Raw genomic sequence first — 15974 nt, 5'->3', positions numbered from 1 at the left:
GGAGCGCACCTGCACCGTCAAATTGATTTTGGCCACGCCCGGGATAGGGCGGGCCAATGATCCGGCCCCGTCCGGAGCCGGATTACCCTCGCGCCGGTCAGGACTTCAGCTTGGCGTCCATCGAGATCTTGGCGTTCAGCACCTTGGAAACCGGGCAGCCCTTTTCGGCTTTGCGGGCGGCTTCCTCGAACGCTTCGGCGGAAGCGCCGGGAATGACGGCCTCCACGGTCAGGTGCACGGCGGTGATGGAAAAGCCGTCATCGACCTTGTCCAGCGTGACTTCGGCCTTGGTGTCCAGGCTTTGCGCGACCATGCCCGCTTCGCCCAGGATGTTGGACAGCGCCATGGTGAAGCACCCGGCGTGCGCCGCGCCCAGCAGTTCTTCGGGGTTGGTGCCCGGCGTGTCGCCGAAGCGGGTGTTAAAGCCGTAAGGTTGGCTCTTGAGCGCGCCGCTCTGCGTGGAAATCGTGCCTTTGCCAGTCTTCAGATCGCCCGACCAGGCGGCGGTTGCGGTTTTCTTCATACGTGACTCCTGTGTGGGAACGCAGCCGCGTGCGGCGCGTCCGGGGTGGGGAGAGGCGCCGCAGCGGGGGCGGCGCGCCTTGCCTCAGGCGGCATCGTCGATGATACGGCCCGCCACCCCGCCCATCGCGTAAGACACCGGTACGCAACGGCAAACCGATGTAACGATGGCCTGGCGGGGCATTCACCTCCAACAAGGGTTGGCCACGTCAATAACCGCCGCTGGCGCATCAGGCAAAATAGCGGCATCTCCTTCACTCCCATCCAAGAGCCGTAGTCATGCCTCGCATCCTTGCCCGCTACGCCTGCGCCGTCGCGCTGGCCGTCCCCGCCCTGTCCGCCCAAGCTGAAATCGTGATCGGCGTGGACGTATCCACCACGGGCCCCGCCGCCGCCATCGGCATCCAGACCAACAACGCGATCCGCCTGTGGCCCAACACGCTGGGCGGCGAACCCGCGCGTTACGTGGTGCTGGACGACGGCACGGACGTCAGCCGGGCGGTCAAGAACATGCGCAAGCTGACCTCCGAGGACAAGGTGGACGCCATCGTCGGCCCCAACATCACAGCTTCCGCGCTGGCCGCCCTCGACGTGCTGGCCGAAACCAAGACCCCGATGATCGCGCTGGCCGCGTCCAACGTCATTGTGGAGCCGCAGTCGGATCCCAAGCGCACCTGGGCCTTCAAGATGCCGCAGAACGACTCGCTGATGGCCACGGTGCTGGTCGAAGACATGAAGAAGAAGGGCCTGAAGAACGTGGCCTTCATCGGCTTTGCCGATTCGTATGGCGACAGCTGGCTGAAGGAGTTCACGGCCGCGGCCGGGTCCGATCTGAAACTCGTCGCGCAAGAGCGCTTCCAGCGCACCGACGCGTCGGTGGTCGGCCAGGTGCTCAAGGTCATTGCCGCCAAGCCGGACGCAGTGCTGATCGCCGGTTCGGGCACGCCGGCCGCGCTGCCCCAGAAAACGCTGCTCGAACGCGGCTACACCGGCGCCGTCTACCAGACGCACGGCATCGGCACGCTTGAATTCCTGCAGGTCGGCGGCAAGGACGTGGAGGGGACGCTGTTCCCCACCGGCCCGGGTGTGGTGGCGCGCGAGTTGCCCGATTCCAACCCGGTCAAGAAGGTGGCGGTGGCCTTTGCGGACAAGTACGAGCAGCAATACGGCCCCCATACGCTGACCCAGTTCGCCGGGGACGCCTATGGCGCCTGGATGCTGCTGGATTCGGCGGTGTCTCGGGCCCTCAAGACGGGCGCCAAGCCCGGCACGCCCGAGTTCCGCCTGGCACTGCGCGACGCGCTGGAAAACACCCGTGATCTGGTCGTTCCCAATGGCGTCTTGAACATCACCAAGGAAAACCATCAGGGATTCGATGAGCGCGCCCGGGTGATGGGCACGGTCAAGAATGGACGCTTTTCCTACGCCCAATAAACGGTGCCATATCTATCTACCGTTCGTAACGTGTCCTAACGCGTCATAGGGCAACGAACGTCAAAAGCAGGCTTAGGCCTGCTTTTTCACGTCTATATCATTCGTGTCGAAATCATTTCTTAGCGTATTATTTTTAGTGAAGCCATGTACCTAGAAATAAATTCGGGAGAAAGATTCATGACCCTCATCCAATCCAGACGACTGCTGTTGGCCCTTGGCCTGGGCGTTCTCGCGGCGTGTTCGGACTCGGGCGGCGACAAGACCGCGGCAACAGGCGACGCGCCCGCCAGCAGCGTCAGTACGCTGGAAGCCGCCAAGTCGGCCGGAAAGATCCGTATCGGCTACGCCAATGAGGCGCCGTTTGCCTACATGGACAGCAAAGAGGCCAAGGTCACCGGCGAGTCGGTGGAAATCGCCCGCGTGGTGCTCAAGCGCATGGGCATCAACGAGGTGGAAGGGGTCCTGACCGAATTCGGTTCGCTCATCCCGGGGCTTGCGGCCAAGCGTTTCGACATCATTGCGGCAGGCATGTACATCACGCCCGAGCGCTGTCAGCAGGTGGCGTTCTCCAACCCCACCTATGGCGTGGGCGAAGCGTTCCTCGTCAAGGACGGCAATCCCAAGAACCTGCACAGTTACGAAGACGTGGCCAAGAACCCTGACGCCAAGCTTGGCGTGGTGGTGGGCGCCATCGAGGGCGATTACGCGCAGAAGGTCAACATCCCGGCAGGGCAGGTGGTCGTGTTTCCGGATGCGGTCAGCGCGCTGTCTGGTGTGCAGGCCGGCCGCGCCGATGCCTATGCCGCGACCGCGCTCACCATCAATGACCTGATGGGCAAGACGCAGGCGGGCAGCGGGCTGGAAAAGGCCGAGCCGTTCACGGACCCGGTCATCGACGGCAAGGGCGTGCGCGGCTACGGCGCCTATGCCTTCCGCACGGACGACAAGGCCTTCGCGGACGCCTTCAACGCCGAGCTCGCCAAGTTCATCGGCACCGACGAACACGAGAAGCTCGTCGAGCCGTTCGGCTTCACGGCCGACGAACTGCCCCAAGGGGTGACCGCGGACAAGCTCTGCAGCGGACAGTAAGGGGCGCCGATGCAGTTGATGTCTGAACATATCGCGCAGCTTGTGCCGCCCCTGCTCGAGGGGCTGGTCGTCACGCTGCAGATCATGGCGGGCGCGGTGGTCCTGGCGGTGCCGCTTGCGCTGCTGTCGGGGCTGGGCCGCCTGTCGTCCCTGCGGTCCGTGCGTTGGGCGGCGTCGATCTACGTCGAGGTCTTTCGCGGCACGTCGGCCCTGGTGCAGCTCTTCTGGTTCTACTTCGTGCTGCCGCTCTTTGGCGTGCAGCTGCCGGCCATGCTGGTCGGCATCGTGGTGCTGGCGCTGAATGCGGGCGCGTATGGGGCGGAAGTGGTGCGCGGCGCCATCCGGGCCGTGCCGCCCGGGCAGCGTGAAGCCGGCGTGGCGTTGAACCTCACGCGCCGTCAGATCATGCAGCGCATCGTGCTTCCGCAAGCCGTGCCGGCCATGCTGCCGCCCGCGGGCAACCTGCTGATCGAGCTCCTGAAGAACACGGCCCTGGTGTCGCTGATCACCATCACCGACCTGACGTTCCGCGGCCAGCTGCTACGCAGCGAAACCCTGCGCACGACCGAGATCTTCACGCTGATGCTGCTGATGTACTTTGCCGTGGCCCTGTTGATCACCGCGGGCGTGCGTCTGCTTGAGCGGAGGGTCCGAGTCCGATGACACCGATATTTGACTGGTCTTTCGCCCTGGAAATCCTGCCCACGCTAGGGTCGGCGCTCGTCATCACGATCCAGGCCACCGTGCTCGGCATGCTGGTGGCGGTGACGTTGGGGCTGGTGCTTGCCATGCTCCGGCGGTCGCGGCTGCGCATCGTGTCGATGCCCACGGCGTTTTTCATCGAGTTCGTGCGCAGCACGCCGCTGCTGGTGCAGATGTATTTCCTGTTCTATGTCTTGCCGCTGACTGGCGCGCAGATGTCGCCGCTCATGACGGGGATCGTGGCGCTCGGCCTGCACTACGCCACCTATTGCGCCGAGGTGTACCGCGCCGGCATCGAGGCCGTGCCACGCGGCCAGTGGGAAGCGGCCACGGCGCTGAACATGTCGCGCTGGCGTACGGCGGTGGGCGTGGTGCTGCCGCAGGCGATCCCGCCGGTGGTGCCCGCGCTGGGCAACTACCTGGTGGCGATGTTCAAGGACACGCCGCTGCTGTCGGCCATCACCGTGGTCGAGCTGCTGCAGCAAAGCAAGATGATCGGATCCGCGACGTTCCGGTACACCGAACCCCTGACCCTGGTGGGCCTGCTGTTCCTGGCGCTGAGCCTGGTCGCGGCCTGGGGCGTGCGCGGCCTGGAGGCCCGCCTGCAACGATATGGAGGAAACCGATGAGCGCCAGCGTGAGCATCAAGAATCTGCACAAGCGTTTTGGAGACGTGGAAGTCCTGCGAGGCATCAACCTCGAGATCCCGGCGGGGCAGACCGTGGCTGTCATCGGCCCGTCGGGTTCGGGCAAGTCCACGTTGCTGCGCGTGCTGATGACGCTGGATCCGCCCACCAGCGGCGACATCGAGATCGATGGCGAGCCGATGTGGACCGATGCGCAGGGCCGGCCTGCCGGCGTCAACTCCGCGCACCTGCGCCAGGTGCGCGGCAAGATCGGCATGGTGTTTCAGCACTTCAACCTGTTCCCGCACATGACGGCGCTGGGCAACGCCATGGAAGCGCCCCTGCACGTGCTGGGCATGCCGCGCGACCAGGCGCGCGATCGCGCCGTCGAGTATCTGGAAATGGTGGGCTTGGGCGACAAGCTCGACGTTTATCCCGCGCAGCTATCGGGCGGGCAGAAGCAGCGGGTGGGCATCGCGCGCGCGCTGGCGATGTGCCCGCAGGTGATGCTGTTCGATGAAGTCACGTCTGCGCTCGACCCCGAGCTGGTCGGCGGAATTTTGCAGATCCTGCGCGACCTGTCCGCCCGACGCAGCATGACGATGATCATCGTCACGCACCAGATGAAGTTCGCCGAACGCAGTTCGGACCGCACGCTGTTCTTCGACCAGGGCAACATCGTTGAGGATGCCGAGTCGTCCGTGCTGTTCAGCCAGCCCAAGGAGGCGCGCACGCGCCAGTTCCTGGATTCGGTGATCGAAGGGCAGTAGGCGATGCGGTAACCCTGCCGGGGGCGTTGGGATTGACGGCGTTTGCCCGGCCGGGCGCTATGCTGTGTCGTCCAACGCACCCGGAGCCTTTCCGCATGAGCCATCTGTTCAGCCCCACGTCAATCGGCAATGTCGCCTTGGCCAACCGCATCGTCATCGCACCCATGTGCGAATATTCCGCCGAAGCGGGCTGCGCCACGGATTGGCACATGATTCACCTGGGGCACCTGGCGCTGTCGGGCGCCGCGCTGCTTTTTACCGAAGCCACCGCGGTCGAGGCCGACGGCCGCATCTCTCCCGGAGACCTGGGCCTGTGGTCCGACGAGACCGAAGCCGCACTGGGCAAGGTGGTTGCCGCCGTGCGCCGTTACTCGCCCATCAAACTGGGCATCCAGCTGGGCCATGCCGGCCGCAAGGCTTCCAGCGACGCGCCTTGGAACGGCGGCCAGCTGGTGCCGGAAAGCGCTGGCGGTTGGCAGGGATGGGCGCCGTCCGCCGTGCCGCACAACGCACATGAGCCCGCGCCGCATGCGCTGGACGCGGCGGGCCTCGAGCGCATCCGCCATGCGTTCGTCGACAGCGCCCGGCGCGCGCTACGCCTGGGCTTTGACGCCATCGAAGTGCATGCCGCGCATGGCTATCTGCTGCACCAGTTCCTGTCGCCGCTGTCGAATCAGCGCGACGACGCCTACGGCGGATCGCTGGAGAACCGCATGCGCTTTCCGCTGGAAGTCTTCCAGGCCCTGCGCGAGATCGTGCCGCAATCGGTGGCGCTGGGTGTGCGCGTGTCCGCGACCGACTGGGTCGAGGGCGGCTGGGACCTGGAACAGACGTTGACCTTCGCCGAAGCGCTGAAGGCGCGCGGCTGTGAGTTCATCGACGTCTCGAGCGGCGGCGTGTCGCCGCAGCAGAAGATCCCGGTCGGGCCGAACTACCAGGTTCCCTTCGCCGAGGAAATCAAGCGCCGGATCGGCATGCCTACGATCACGGTGGGCCTCATCACCGAGGCCCAGCAGGCCGAGGACATCATTGCGCAGGGCCAGGCCGACATGGTCGCGCTGGCGCGCGGCATGCTCTACGACCCGCGCTGGCCGTGGCACGCGGCCGCCCAGCTGGGCGGCCAGGTCAGCGCGCCAAAGCAATACTGGCGGTCGCAACCGCGCGAGTTGAAGGCGTTGTTTGGCGAGACGCGCTTCGGCCAGCGCTAGCGCTGGCGGGTTGCCGGCCATAAAAAAACGCCGCGATTGCGGCGTTTTATTGCGGGCATCCGTGGGGGCTTACAGCCGCGCGTAGGCCGCTTCCAGTTCGCGATGCAGGATCTCGGCAAAGTCCGCGCTGGCCGGATCCTGCTGCGACAGCAGGCGCGCGAGCACGACGTTATCTTCCTCGCCGTTCCAGATCTTGATGTAAGTGCCTTCCTTGTAGCCGTGCTGCTGGCGGAAGATGTTCAGCACGTTCTTGGACACGTACTGCGTGTAGGCGTCGTTCCAGGTCATGTCGCAGGCCGTCATGGTCTGCTCCAGGACCTTGAAGCTGGCACGGCCGCATACCGCCAGGCCGCCGATCAGCTCAAGCAATTCCGGCACGTTCAGGGCGGCGAGGTCATGGGACTTGCCGTCGAGCGTGACGGTGGCGGGCGAGGCCAGGTCAGCGACCAGCGCGCGCGCGGCGGCCTCGACGTCGCCCGCCGATTGAACGATCGTGTGCGACAGGTAAAAGTGCAGGATGTCGACCAATTCCATCTGGACCTGGGGCAGGTCGATGGTTTGCTTCTTCCACCACTTCCAGCCGTAGTGTTCCAGGGCTTCGGCCGACTCGACGAAGGCGGCGCGCAGGAAGCGGGCGCCGCCATTGACCCAGTCCGGATTGATCATGCTGTTCAGGTGGCCTTGCAGCTTCAGCATCGTGGCCGCCTGGGCCTGGTTCAATCCGACTACGTTGTTCACTTTCACTCCGGGGATGGGGCTGATTCAATGGCCGGAAATGTTAGCACCAACGCCCGCCGGCCACGCGCCGGCGCGTCAGGCGCCGTCCTTGCGATACGAGGAAGGCGTCAGGGGCGGCAACTTGTTCAGGGGCGTCTTGCGGGGATTGCGGGCGCCGCGGGCTGCCTTGAACAGCATGAAGGCAAAGAACGCCAGGAATAGGGCGGGCATCAGCGCATCCAGTTCGAACTGGGGGCTGTGCAGCGCACGGAAGGCGATGTTGGCGGCGGCCCAGCCCGCCATGATGCCGGCCACGGTCAATACGACGCCGAGCTTGCGCCGTCCCGCCTGACGGGCAAGCGTGACGTTGGCTTCGTCGGGCTGGCCCGGCATGGTTGCCAGAGGCGCCTGTGATGCGGAGCGCGACTGCGGGGTGGATGACGCCGTGTTGCCCCACGGCGCTTCAGACAGCGAGCCCGAAGTGGGAGAGGGCGGCGCCGCAACCGGGATGGGCACTGTCACCGGGGACGTCTGCCTGCGGGCGTCGCGACGGCTTGCGATGCGGCCGGGCGAGGTGCCGCCGGCGCTGGTCAACTCTTCGATATAGCGCGCGAAATCGCCGTTCTTGGGCTCGGCATCGATGGCCATGAAGCTCTCCGGATCAATTGCCTCGCCGCACGCGCACCGGTTGGCGGCGCTTGCGCACCATGGCGAGGAGAAGCCCGCATCCTAGCAAAACCGACAGCCCCGCGCCGATCATCATGGCGATCTGTTGGGCGTTTTCCGCTGTGCCCAGGCTGCGCGCGGTGATGTAGCCGGGCGCCAGCATCAGCGGCATCCAGAGCATGGCCGACAGCACGTTGGCGATCTGGAAGCGGCTGTGCGCCATGCCCATCACGCCCGCGACGGTGGGTATCGTGGAGCGGATGGGGCCCAGGAACCGGCCGATCAGCACGGACGCAAAGCCGTAGCGGTAAAAGAACAGGCGCGCCCGGGCCACGCCGGTGCGCTGCTGCTTGAGCGGCCAGCGCCGCAGCACGCTCGGGCCCGCCCAGCGCCCCAAGTAGTACGACAGCGCGTCGCCCACGATGGCGCCCGCGATGCCCCAGGCGATCACGCCCCAGGGTGCGAGCGTGCCGGAGCCGATGAGGCCGCCCGTGAGCAGCAGCAGCGCGGTGGCGGGAATGAACAGTCCCAGGAGCACCATGGACTCGCCCATCGTGAGGAGGAATGTGATCGGTCCGGCCCAGGCCTGGTTGGCCTCGATGAACTGGCCGATCTGAGTGATGTATTCATCCATGAATGCAAAGTTGAAAATTAGCTGAACGCAATCGGGTATGTTAACGCCTGCAGGGCCAGCCGGATCGCGGGTAGGCCTTTTGGTGGAACGCTCGACGTTGGAGAAACATGGATTCAGTTACACAAGCGGTGCTGGGCGCCGGCATCCAGGGCGCCATGCTGGGGCGCGTGCAGGGCAGACGCGCCCTTGTCTATGGCGCGGCGCTGGCCACCCTGCCGGATCTGGACGTCCTGATGCGCTATCCGGATCCGGTGTCGCTCATGACGTATCACCGGGGCTTTTCGCATTCCGTGTTCGTGCTGACCGGCCTTGCGATGTTGCTGGCGTGGCTGATACGCAGGTTCTGGCCCAATGCGCCCTATGGCGGGCGGCGGCTCTTTCTGACGATATGGCTGGTGCTGATCACGCATCCCATCCTGGATGCCTTCACGGTATACGGCACCCAGTTGTTCTGGCCGCTCGCGCTGACGCCGGAGAGCTGGTCGTCCGTCTTCATCATTGATCCGGTGTACACCGTGCCGCTGCTCATAGGCGTCGTGTTTGCGGTCATCGCCGGCATGACCCGCATCGCGCGGCGCGTGCTGGTGGGGGCGCTGGTGTTCAGCACCGCTTATCTGGGCTTCGGGCTGGCAGGCAGGATGGCGGCCGAGCAGCGCGTGCACGAGGTGATGCAGGCGCAGGGCATTGCAGTTACGCAGGTGCGGGCCATCCCCATGCCGTTCAACACGCTGGTGTGGCGGGTGATCGCCAAGAGTGGCGATGGCAGCTATTACGAATCGGTCAGCAGCATCTTTGATCGCCATCCGCCGGAATGGGTGCGGCTGCCGCTCAACCTGGAGGCGGGCCGCGTCCTGGCCGGTGTGCCGCTGCATGAACGCTTGCGCTGGTTCACGGACGACTGGCTACGCTACGACGTCATCGACGATGCGCTGGTGGTGTCGGATCTGCGCATGGGCATGGCAGGGCATTACACGTTCCGCTTCAAGATGGCCGAGCGTGCGCCGGACGGCGCGTGGAACGCCATCACACCGTCGGTCTGGCCCACCAACCGCGGCGGCTGGGATGAAATGAAGCTGGTGCTCGGCCGCATCCTGGATGCGCACCCGCCCTTGCCGTTGGCGCAATGGTCCGAGCTGGCCACGAAATAAGACCCGCCGGATACTCGTCGGCATTTTGAAGGCCTCCGCGAATGCGGGGGCCTTTCACTTTCCGGGGCCGTATTGACCTGTTTCCATCGCTTGCATTATTCTTGTTCTCTAATAAGGAACTTAGGTTCCGTTTTATGGAACAAGCATGAGTATTCTTGACGGCGTCCAGCGCGTGCTCTCGCTCTACGCGGAAGGCGCGGCGGAATTGAGCTTCACGGAGGTCGCGGCGCGGCTGTCCATGCCCAAAAGCACGGCGTCGCGCCTGTTGAACCAGATGCAGAACTACGGCCTGCTCGACCAGGACGCGGCCACGCGCCGCTACCGCCCCGGCGCGCTGCTGGCGCAGGCGGTGCGCGCCGGCATGGCCGCCACGCCGCTGGACGAAGCCTGCCGCGGCGTGCTGGCCCGCTTGTCCGACGACAGCGGGTTGACCGCCTATCTCTCCACGCTCAACCAGCGTGAAACCGTCGTGCTGCAACGCTTGAATGGCTCGCACCCGGTGCAGGTGCTGTCGCCGCCCGGCTCGCGCCGTGCCGCGTCCGGCACCGCGATGGGGCGCGCGTTGCTGTCGCGCCTGACCGATGCTGAATTTGAAGCGCTTTACGGCGCCGACCCGGCCCAGCCACTGCCCGTCGAAGGGCGCGACTGCCCGGCCACCGTGGGCGACCTGGCTCGCCTGGTGGCGCAAACGCGCGCCGACCATTGCGGGGTCGCCATCGACCAGGCCATGCCCGGCATCGGCGCCGTGGCCGCCGCCGTGCGCGACCCGGCCACCGGCGAGCTGCGCGGGCTATGCCTGTCGTTCGTCTCCTTCCAGGCCGACGAGGCGCGCGTGGCCGTGCTGCGCGAATCGGTCCTGCAGCAGGTGGGCGCGCTGGGCCGCGAGTTGAACGATCCCTACTGGTTGAACTGACCGCCTGAATTCACGGCGCCGGGCGCAATGCGCCGCGCCCCAGAACCCTTACCCCTTCGGACTCTGAATTCCATGAACCTTCTGCTCCTCAGCAATTCCAGCAGCGACGCCGGCTACCTGGTGCACGCCATGCCGGACATCCGCGAACTGATTGAATCCCTGCCGCAAGGCGCGCCGGCCGTATTCGTGCCGTACGCCGGGGTCACGCGCAACTGGGACGACTACACGGCGCTGGTCTCGTCCGCGCTGGCCGACACGGGCCTCGCCATCCAGGGCCTGCACACGGCCGAAGATCCCGTTGCCGCGCTGGAGGCCGCGTCGGTCATCATCGTCGGCGGCGGCAACACGTTCAATCTGCTGGGCCAACTGCGCCGCCAGGGCCTGATCGAGGTCGTGACGCGGCGTGTGCGCGCGGGTGCGGCCTATCTGGGCTGGAGCGCGGGCTCCAACCTGACGTGTCCCACCATCTGCACGACGAACGACATGCCCATCACCGACCCGCAAGGCTTTGATGCGCTGGGCCTGTTGTCCTTCCAGATCAACCCGCACTACACCAACGCGCACCCTCCGGGCCACCGCGGCGAAACGCGCGCCCAGCGTCTGGCCGAGTTCTGCACGCTGAATCCGGCCATGCCGGTGCTCGGCCTGCCCGAAGGCGCCGGTCTGCGCGTGCGCGGCCAAAACATCGCGCTGGTCGGTCCGCACGATGCGCCGCTCTTTCTGGGGCGCGAGGAACCGCGCATGTTCCGTCCCGGCCCCGTGGAAATCCCGGCATGAAGCAGGTCATCGACGTCATTGAATTGCTGTCGTCCGCGCACGTCACGGGCGAGTCCGTGGCGCAGGCGCTGCGCGACGCCGGCCATTGCGAAGTGCAGGTCACGCACCTGGAGCGTGACGGTCTTGCCACCGACTTCCTGTCCATCGTGATTCCCGGCGCGGATGCCTCGGCCCCGCAATTGGGCATCGTGGGCCGCTTGGGCGGCATCGGCGCGCGCCCCGCGGTGACGGGCCTGGTGTCCGACAGCGACGGCGCCGTCGTCGCAATCGCCGCCGCGCTCAAGCTGATGGCGATGGCGCAGCAGGGCGACGTACTGCCCGGCACGGTCCGCATCCGCACGCACATCTGCCCGCGCGCCGGCACGCGGCCGCATCATCCAGTGCCGATGATGCGCTCGCCGTTCCCCATGCGCGAGATGATGTCGCACGAGGTGGATCCGCGCATGGACGCGATCCTGTCGGTGGACACCACGCGTGGCAACCGCCTGGTCAACAAGCGCGGCGTGGCGCTGACCCCGGTGGCCAAGCAGGGCTACCTGCTGCGCATCCCCGAAACCATGCTCGACGTCATGGGCTGGGTCAGCGGTGAGCTGCCGGTCACGCTGCCGTTGACCACCCAGGACATCACGCCCTACGAAAACGGCTTGTGGCACGTCAATTCGCTGATGCAGCCGGCTATCGTCACGGACGCGCCGGTCGTCGGCGTGGCGTTGACCGCGCAGACCACCGTGCCCGGTTGCGCCACGGGCGTGACCAACGCCGTGGACGCGGACGTCGCCATGCGCTTCTGCATCGAGATCGCCAAGTTGTACGGCCAGCGCGCCATGAGCTTCTTCGACGACGCCGAGTGGCACGCGCTGCAGGCCCGCTATGGCTCGATGGCGCACTTGCAGACCGTGGGCCGCGAAGACGGAGCCGCGCAATGAGCGCCCGCACACCGCGCCGCGTCGCGTTCTTCACGATAGGTCAATCTCCGCGCAGCGACGTCGTGCCCGAGATGGCGCCCGTGCTGGGCGCCCACGTGCGCATCGACGAGTTCGGCGCGCTGGACGGCCTGGACGCTGCGGGGCTGGCCGCGCTGGCGCCGCGGCCCCGCGAATACCGCTTTGCCACGCGCCTGCGCGACGGTTCTCAGATCGAACTGGACGCCGCGGCCGCCGAGGCCCGGCTGGCGCACGTGATGCGAGAGGCCGACGGGCAGGGGTACGACGTGCTGGTGCCGCTGTGCACCGGCACGGCCATCGCGCCCATGCGCACGCTGGTGGTGGAGCCGCAGCAGGTCGTGGACCACCTTGTTGCTGGCCTTGCGCAGCACTGCCGCAAGGTCGGGCTGGTCGTTCCGCTTGAGGCCCAGGTCGACGCCTTTCACATGGCCGTGCCGCTGGAATGCGAAACGCAGGTCGTGCACGCCACGCCCTACGAGGCCGACGCGCAGCAGGCCGCCCGCAACTTCGAGGCAGCCGGGCGCGAACTGGCGTCCTGCGACCTGATCGTCATGCATTGCATGGGCTACGCGCAGCGCATGCGCGATGCCGTGGCGCATGGGTCGAGGCGCCCCGTGCTGCTGTCCAACCGCCTGGTGGCCCAGGCCCTGGCACAAATACTGGAATAACGCCGCCGGACGTAATCCCGAAGCTCTGGCCGCACGGACTCGCTCGGCCGCTTCGGGCGAGCGGCGAGAGGAGACGAAGCCGACTTCGTCAATCAACTGTTGGGAGTTTTTTTCATGATCAGCCGTACCCTGCACCGCGCCGCTGGCGCACTGTTCGCCGTTGCCGCGCTCTCGGCTGCCCCGGCCCATGCCGCCGACGCCTGGAAGCCTGCCAAACCCGTGCGCCTGCTCGTGGGCTTTGCGCCGGGCGGTTCGGCCGACACGCTGGCCCGCCTGCTGGCCGAGCCGCTGTCGGCCCGCCTGGGTCAACCCGTCGTGGTCGAAAACCTGGCCGGCGCCGGTGGCAACATCATGGCGTACCGCCTGAGCCAAGCGCCCGCCGACGGCTACACCATCGGCATTGCCGCCGCCGGTTCCATGGCCATCACCCACGTGTTGAATCCCAAGGGCACGAACTACAAGCCCACCGACTTCACGCCCATCACGCTGGCTGCCGTGCAGCCCAATGTGGTCATCGTCAACAAGGACGTGCCCGCCAATAATCTGGCCGAACTGAAGGAATACTTCCAGAAGACGCCGACGGCCACTTACGGCACCGCGGGCGTGGGCATCTCGAACCACCTGATCGCCGAGACCATGCTGTACAAGCTGGGCGTGAAAGTGCCGCACGCCGCCTACCGCGGCGCCGCGCCGGTCATCACCGACCTGCTCGGCGGCCACATCGCCATGACGATGGACAACATCTCGACCGCCGCGCCGCTGGCTTCGCAAGGCAAGGTCAAGGCGATTGCCGTCGCCTCGATCAAGCGCGCCGCCCAGTTGCCCAACGTGCCGACGCTTGACGAGCAGGGCCTGAAGGGCTTTGACATGCCGACGTGGCAAGGTGTCTTCGCGCCCGCCGGTCTGCCCGCGGACGTGCTGGCCGCCTATTACGCCGCGCTGCAGGACGTGCTGAAGCAACCGGCACTCGTCGAGAAAATGGCTGGCCTGGGTTCGGAGCCCGTGACCGGCATGACGCCGGAGAAGTTCAGCGCATTCCTGGACAATGACCGCAAGCAATGGGCGGACATCGTCAAGGCCGCGAACATCAGCCTGGAGCAGTAACGCGCGGGTGGCGGCTCCAGTCGCCATGGTCGCCTTGGTCGCCATGGTCGCGAAAGTCGCCATAAAGCAAAACGCCAGACCCTTTCGGGACTGGCGTTTTTTTTGATGCGTCGCGCCGGATAAGCCGGCGCGCCTTAATGCAAGCCGGGGTATCCGAGATGCCTCGGTCAGGCTGGCATGCGCGCCGCGATTTCGGCGATAAGACGGCGCGCGGCGTCCAGCTTGTTGCCGGCCGGCAGCGGGTGGGTGCCTTGGGCATCGAACAGCACCAGCTCGGTGGTGTCGGCGTCCATCACCTTGTGCGCCAGATTGCCCACCAGCAGCGGAATGCCCTTGCGCGTGCGCTTGGCTTCAGCATGCTCGGCCAGTTTTTCGGTTTCGGCGGCAAAGCCGACGCACCACGGGCCGTTCTCAAGCTTGGCCACTTCAGCCAGGATGTCCGGATTGGGTTCAAATTCCATGACCGGCGCGCCGCCGCCTTCGCTGGTTTTCTTGAGCTTTTGCGTGCTGACGTTTTTCACGCGCCAGTCGGCCACGGCGGCCACGGCAATGAAGATGTCCGCGTCGCCCACGCTGGCCATGACGGCGTCGTGCATCTGGCGGGCGGTCATGACGGGCAGGGCGGTCACGCCGCGAGGAATGGGCAGGAAGGTCGCGCCAGTGATCAGCGTGACGCGGGCGCCGGCTTCGCGCGCGGCGCGCGCCAGCGCGTAGCCCGTCTTGCCGGATGACCGGTTGCTCAGCACGCGCACCGGGTCCACGGGTTCGGACGTGGGGCCGGCGGTCAGCAGCACGTGGCGGCCGGCAAGCAGCTTGGGCTGAAAGAAGGCGATCAGGTCGGTCAGGAGCTCATGCGCTTCCAGCATCCGGCCATCGCCGGTCTCGCCGCAGGCCTGTTCGCCCGCCGCGGGTCCCAGCACCGTGACGCCGTCGCCGCGAAGGGTTTCGACGTTGCGCTGCGTGGCCGGGTTGGCCCACATCTCGCGATTCATGGCTGGCGCCACCAGCAGCGGACAGGCACGCGCCAGACAGAGCGTGGACAGCAGGTCGTCGGCCAGTCCGTGCGCCACCTTTGCCATGAAGTCGGCGCTGGCGGGTGCGATCAGCACGGCGTCCGCGCCGCGCGTCAGGTCGATGTGCGCCATGTTGTTGGGCACCCGGGCGTCCCAGGCGTCCACGAACACGGGGCGGCCCGACAGCGCCTGCATGGTGACGGGCGTGATGAAGTGCGTGGCCGCCTCGGTCATCACCACGTCCACCGTGGCGCCTTGTTCGGTCAGGCGCCGCACCAGCTCGGCGATTTTGTAGCAGGCGATGCCCCCGGTCAGGCCGAGGACGATGCGTTTGCGGGCGAGATCGAGCATGAGGGCAGGGCGGCGGGTTCAGCGCCGTGTAAACGAGGAATTGAAAGGGATTTTATTCTGCATTGCCGCAACGCGCCGTTCGTCATGGATTAGAGGGGGCATCAATGCAGACGAAAACCGCTGGAAACGAAAGGGGGGCAACATGCCCCCCTTTTGTCATGCTTGCGGCTTGCGGGCGCGCAGCAGTTCGTCCAGCACCAGCAGCACCGCGCCGCAGGTGATGCCGACGTCGGCGAGGTTGAAGGCGGGGAACTGCCAGTCGTTCCAGTAGAAGAGCAGAAAGTCCACCACGTGGCCATACACCACGCGGTCGATGACGTTGCCGATGGCGCCGCCCAGGATCAGCGTCAGCGCCAGGCAAAAGCGCGGCTGGCCGTGCGTGCGGCGCAGCATCCAGACGATGACCACCGCCGCAACGCAACCCAGGCCGGTGAAGAGCCAGCGCTGCCAGCCTTCTTCGGAGGCCAGGAAGCTGAAGGCTGCCCCGCGGTTGAACACCAGCGTGAAGTCAAAGAAAGGCAGGATGTTGACGCGCTCGCCGTACTGGAAGGCCGTGTTGAAGTAGATCTTGGTCAACTGGTCCAGCACGATGATCAGCAAGGCCAGCGCCAGCCAGCCGCCCACGCGCGCCGGCGCGGCGCGGGCGGGGGCGGCGTCCGTCACCCCGTGTTCGGAGGGGCGGGCCATG

General features: G+C 66.4%; 18 protein-coding genes. 12 read left to right on the top strand and 6 right to left on the bottom strand.

Annotated features, from left to right (window positions below; genetic code table 11):
- Nucleotides 1–97: 97 nt before the first annotated feature.
- The gene (locus LN047_RS16735) at nt 98–523 is read right to left on the bottom strand and encodes an OsmC family protein (RefSeq protein ID WP_062840687.1); all 426 of its coding nucleotides are present in this window, start codon (nt 521–523) and stop codon (nt 98–100) included.
- 278 nt (nt 524–801) lie between these two features.
- Between LN047_RS16735 and LN047_RS16730 the strand changes: the two genes are divergently transcribed.
- From LN047_RS16730 to LN047_RS16705, 6 genes are all read left to right on the top strand, one after another.
- Nucleotides 802–1956, top strand: coding sequence for an ABC transporter substrate-binding protein (locus LN047_RS16730; RefSeq protein ID WP_373979637.1), 1155 nt, complete (start codon nt 802–804; stop codon nt 1954–1956).
- A 177-nt stretch (nt 1957–2133) separates the two neighbouring features.
- Complete coding sequence (gene ehuB / locus LN047_RS16725) at nt 2134–3045, top strand: ectoine/hydroxyectoine ABC transporter substrate-binding protein EhuB (protein ID WP_373979636.1); 912 nt, start codon at nt 2134–2136, stop codon at nt 3043–3045.
- Nucleotides 3046–3054: 9 nt separating this feature from the next.
- Nucleotides 3055–3708, top strand: a complete 654-nt coding sequence (gene ehuC, locus LN047_RS16720) for an ectoine/hydroxyectoine ABC transporter permease subunit EhuC (protein WP_373979635.1) — start codon at nt 3055–3057, stop codon at nt 3706–3708.
- A complete protein-coding gene (gene ehuD / locus LN047_RS16715) occupies nt 3705–4376 on the top strand; it encodes an ectoine/hydroxyectoine ABC transporter permease subunit EhuD (protein ID WP_373979634.1) in 672 nt (223 codons plus the stop codon). Before ehuC ends, ehuD begins: the two co-directional genes overlap by 4 nt.
- Complete coding sequence (ehuA, locus tag LN047_RS16710; RefSeq protein WP_056324344.1) at nt 4373–5143, top strand: ectoine/hydroxyectoine ABC transporter ATP-binding protein EhuA; 771 nt, start codon at nt 4373–4375, stop codon at nt 5141–5143. The genes ehuD and ehuA overlap by 4 nt, the downstream gene beginning before the upstream one ends.
- Before the next feature lie 95 nt (nt 5144–5238).
- A complete protein-coding gene (locus LN047_RS16705; RefSeq protein ID WP_063955467.1) occupies nt 5239–6351 on the top strand; it encodes an NADH:flavin oxidoreductase/NADH oxidase in 1113 nt (370 codons plus the stop codon).
- Nucleotides 6352–6420: 69 nt separating this feature from the next.
- Here the strand turns inward: LN047_RS16705 and LN047_RS16700 are convergent, their stop codons facing one another.
- The 3 genes from LN047_RS16700 to LN047_RS16690 form a co-directional block, all read right to left on the bottom strand.
- Complete coding sequence (locus LN047_RS16700) at nt 6421–7047, bottom strand: dUTPase (RefSeq protein ID WP_200952210.1); 627 nt, start codon at nt 7045–7047, stop codon at nt 6421–6423.
- Between the two features lie 117 nt (nt 7048–7164).
- Complete coding sequence (locus LN047_RS16695; RefSeq protein WP_223576055.1) at nt 7165–7716, bottom strand: hypothetical protein; 552 nt, start codon at nt 7714–7716, stop codon at nt 7165–7167.
- 13 nt (nt 7717–7729) lie between these two features.
- On the bottom strand, nt 7730–8368 hold the full coding sequence (locus LN047_RS16690) for a DedA family protein (RefSeq protein WP_128828525.1): 639 nt from the start codon (nt 8366–8368) through the stop codon (nt 7730–7732).
- Nucleotides 8369–8475: 107 nt separating this feature from the next.
- On the opposite strand from LN047_RS16690, the gene LN047_RS16685 reads away from it, so the two are divergent.
- The 6 genes from LN047_RS16685 to LN047_RS16660 all read left to right on the top strand — a co-directional run bounded on the left by LN047_RS16685 (nt 8476) and on the right by LN047_RS16660 (nt 13922).
- The gene (locus LN047_RS16685) at nt 8476–9516 is read left to right on the top strand and encodes a metal-dependent hydrolase (RefSeq protein ID WP_373979633.1); all 1041 of its coding nucleotides are present in this window, start codon (nt 8476–8478) and stop codon (nt 9514–9516) included.
- A 145-nt stretch (nt 9517–9661) separates the two neighbouring features.
- Nucleotides 9662–10429, top strand: coding sequence for an IclR family transcriptional regulator (locus tag LN047_RS16680; protein WP_063955475.1), 768 nt, complete (start codon nt 9662–9664; stop codon nt 10427–10429).
- 72 nt (nt 10430–10501) lie between these two features.
- Nucleotides 10502–11206 carry a dipeptidase PepE gene (pepE, locus tag LN047_RS16675; protein WP_373979632.1) on the top strand — a complete coding sequence of 235 codons (705 nt, stop codon included), beginning with the start codon at nt 10502–10504 and terminating at the stop codon, nt 11204–11206.
- Entirely contained in the window at nt 11203–12132 is a 930-nt protein-coding gene (locus tag LN047_RS16670; RefSeq protein ID WP_373979631.1) for a DUF1177 domain-containing protein, read from the top strand. Before pepE ends, LN047_RS16670 begins: the two co-directional genes overlap by 4 nt.
- Nucleotides 12129–12818, top strand: a complete 690-nt coding sequence (locus LN047_RS16665) for an AroM family protein (protein ID WP_373979629.1) — start codon at nt 12129–12131, stop codon at nt 12816–12818. The genes LN047_RS16670 and LN047_RS16665 overlap by 4 nt, the downstream gene beginning before the upstream one ends.
- A 114-nt stretch (nt 12819–12932) precedes the next feature.
- Nucleotides 12933–13922 carry a tripartite tricarboxylate transporter substrate binding protein gene (locus LN047_RS16660; RefSeq protein WP_062840704.1) on the top strand — a complete coding sequence of 330 codons (990 nt, stop codon included), beginning with the start codon at nt 12933–12935 and terminating at the stop codon, nt 13920–13922.
- A gap of 167 nt (nt 13923–14089) precedes the next feature.
- On the opposite strand, the gene coaBC is transcribed toward LN047_RS16660, so the two are convergent.
- The gene (gene coaBC, locus LN047_RS16655; protein ID WP_056324402.1) at nt 14090–15286 is read right to left on the bottom strand and encodes a bifunctional phosphopantothenoylcysteine decarboxylase/phosphopantothenate--cysteine ligase CoaBC; all 1197 of its coding nucleotides are present in this window, start codon (nt 15284–15286) and stop codon (nt 14090–14092) included.
- 156 nt (nt 15287–15442) lie between these two features.
- Nucleotides 15443–15973, bottom strand: coding sequence for a signal peptidase II (gene lspA, locus LN047_RS16650; protein ID WP_062840705.1), 531 nt, complete (start codon nt 15971–15973; stop codon nt 15443–15445).
- Nucleotide 15974 lies beyond the last annotated feature (1 nt).

Source organism: Achromobacter sp. JD417 (assembly GCF_041879325.1).
In the GTDB taxonomy this organism is placed as follows: Bacteria; Pseudomonadota; Gammaproteobacteria; order Burkholderiales; family Burkholderiaceae_B; genus Achromobacter; species Achromobacter mucicolens.
Note: the sequence above shows the minus strand (reverse complement) of the source record. Positions and strands in the feature narration are given on the sequence as shown.

Excerpts from the sequence above, each read along its gene's own strand:
- LN047_RS16735 (WP_062840687.1), bottom strand. The coding sequence starts at position 523 with ATGAAGAAAACCGCAACCGCCGCCTGGTCGGGCGATCTGAAGACTGGC.
- LN047_RS16730 (WP_373979637.1), top strand. The coding sequence starts at position 802 with ATGCCTCGCATCCTTGCCCGCTACGCCTGCGCCGTCGCGCTGGCCGTC.
- ehuB (WP_373979636.1), top strand. The coding sequence starts at position 2,134 with ATGACCCTCATCCAATCCAGACGACTGCTGTTGGCCCTTGGCCTGGGC.
- ehuC (WP_373979635.1), top strand. The coding sequence starts at position 3,055 with ATGCAGTTGATGTCTGAACATATCGCGCAGCTTGTGCCGCCCCTGCTC.
- ehuD (WP_373979634.1), top strand. The coding sequence starts at position 3,705 with ATGACACCGATATTTGACTGGTCTTTCGCCCTGGAAATCCTGCCCACG.
- ehuA (WP_056324344.1), top strand. The coding sequence starts at position 4,373 with ATGAGCGCCAGCGTGAGCATCAAGAATCTGCACAAGCGTTTTGGAGAC.
- LN047_RS16705 (WP_063955467.1), top strand. The coding sequence starts at position 5,239 with ATGAGCCATCTGTTCAGCCCCACGTCAATCGGCAATGTCGCCTTGGCC.
- LN047_RS16700 (WP_200952210.1), bottom strand. The coding sequence starts at position 7,047 with ATGCTGAAGCTGCAAGGCCACCTGAACAGCATGATCAATCCGGACTGG.
- LN047_RS16695 (WP_223576055.1), bottom strand. The coding sequence starts at position 7,716 with ATGGCCATCGATGCCGAGCCCAAGAACGGCGATTTCGCGCGCTATATC.
- LN047_RS16690 (WP_128828525.1), bottom strand. The coding sequence starts at position 8,368 with ATGGATGAATACATCACTCAGATCGGCCAGTTCATCGAGGCCAACCAG.
- LN047_RS16685 (WP_373979633.1), top strand. The coding sequence starts at position 8,476 with ATGGATTCAGTTACACAAGCGGTGCTGGGCGCCGGCATCCAGGGCGCC.
- LN047_RS16680 (WP_063955475.1), top strand. The coding sequence starts at position 9,662 with ATGAGTATTCTTGACGGCGTCCAGCGCGTGCTCTCGCTCTACGCGGAA.
- pepE (WP_373979632.1), top strand. The coding sequence starts at position 10,502 with ATGAACCTTCTGCTCCTCAGCAATTCCAGCAGCGACGCCGGCTACCTG.
- LN047_RS16670 (WP_373979631.1), top strand. The coding sequence starts at position 11,203 with ATGAAGCAGGTCATCGACGTCATTGAATTGCTGTCGTCCGCGCACGTC.
- LN047_RS16665 (WP_373979629.1), top strand. The coding sequence starts at position 12,129 with ATGAGCGCCCGCACACCGCGCCGCGTCGCGTTCTTCACGATAGGTCAA.
- LN047_RS16660 (WP_062840704.1), top strand. The coding sequence starts at position 12,933 with ATGATCAGCCGTACCCTGCACCGCGCCGCTGGCGCACTGTTCGCCGTT.
- coaBC (WP_056324402.1), bottom strand. The coding sequence starts at position 15,286 with ATGCTCGATCTCGCCCGCAAACGCATCGTCCTCGGCCTGACCGGGGGC.
- lspA (WP_062840705.1), bottom strand. The coding sequence starts at position 15,973 with ATGGCCCGCCCCTCCGAACACGGGGTGACGGACGCCGCCCCCGCCCGC.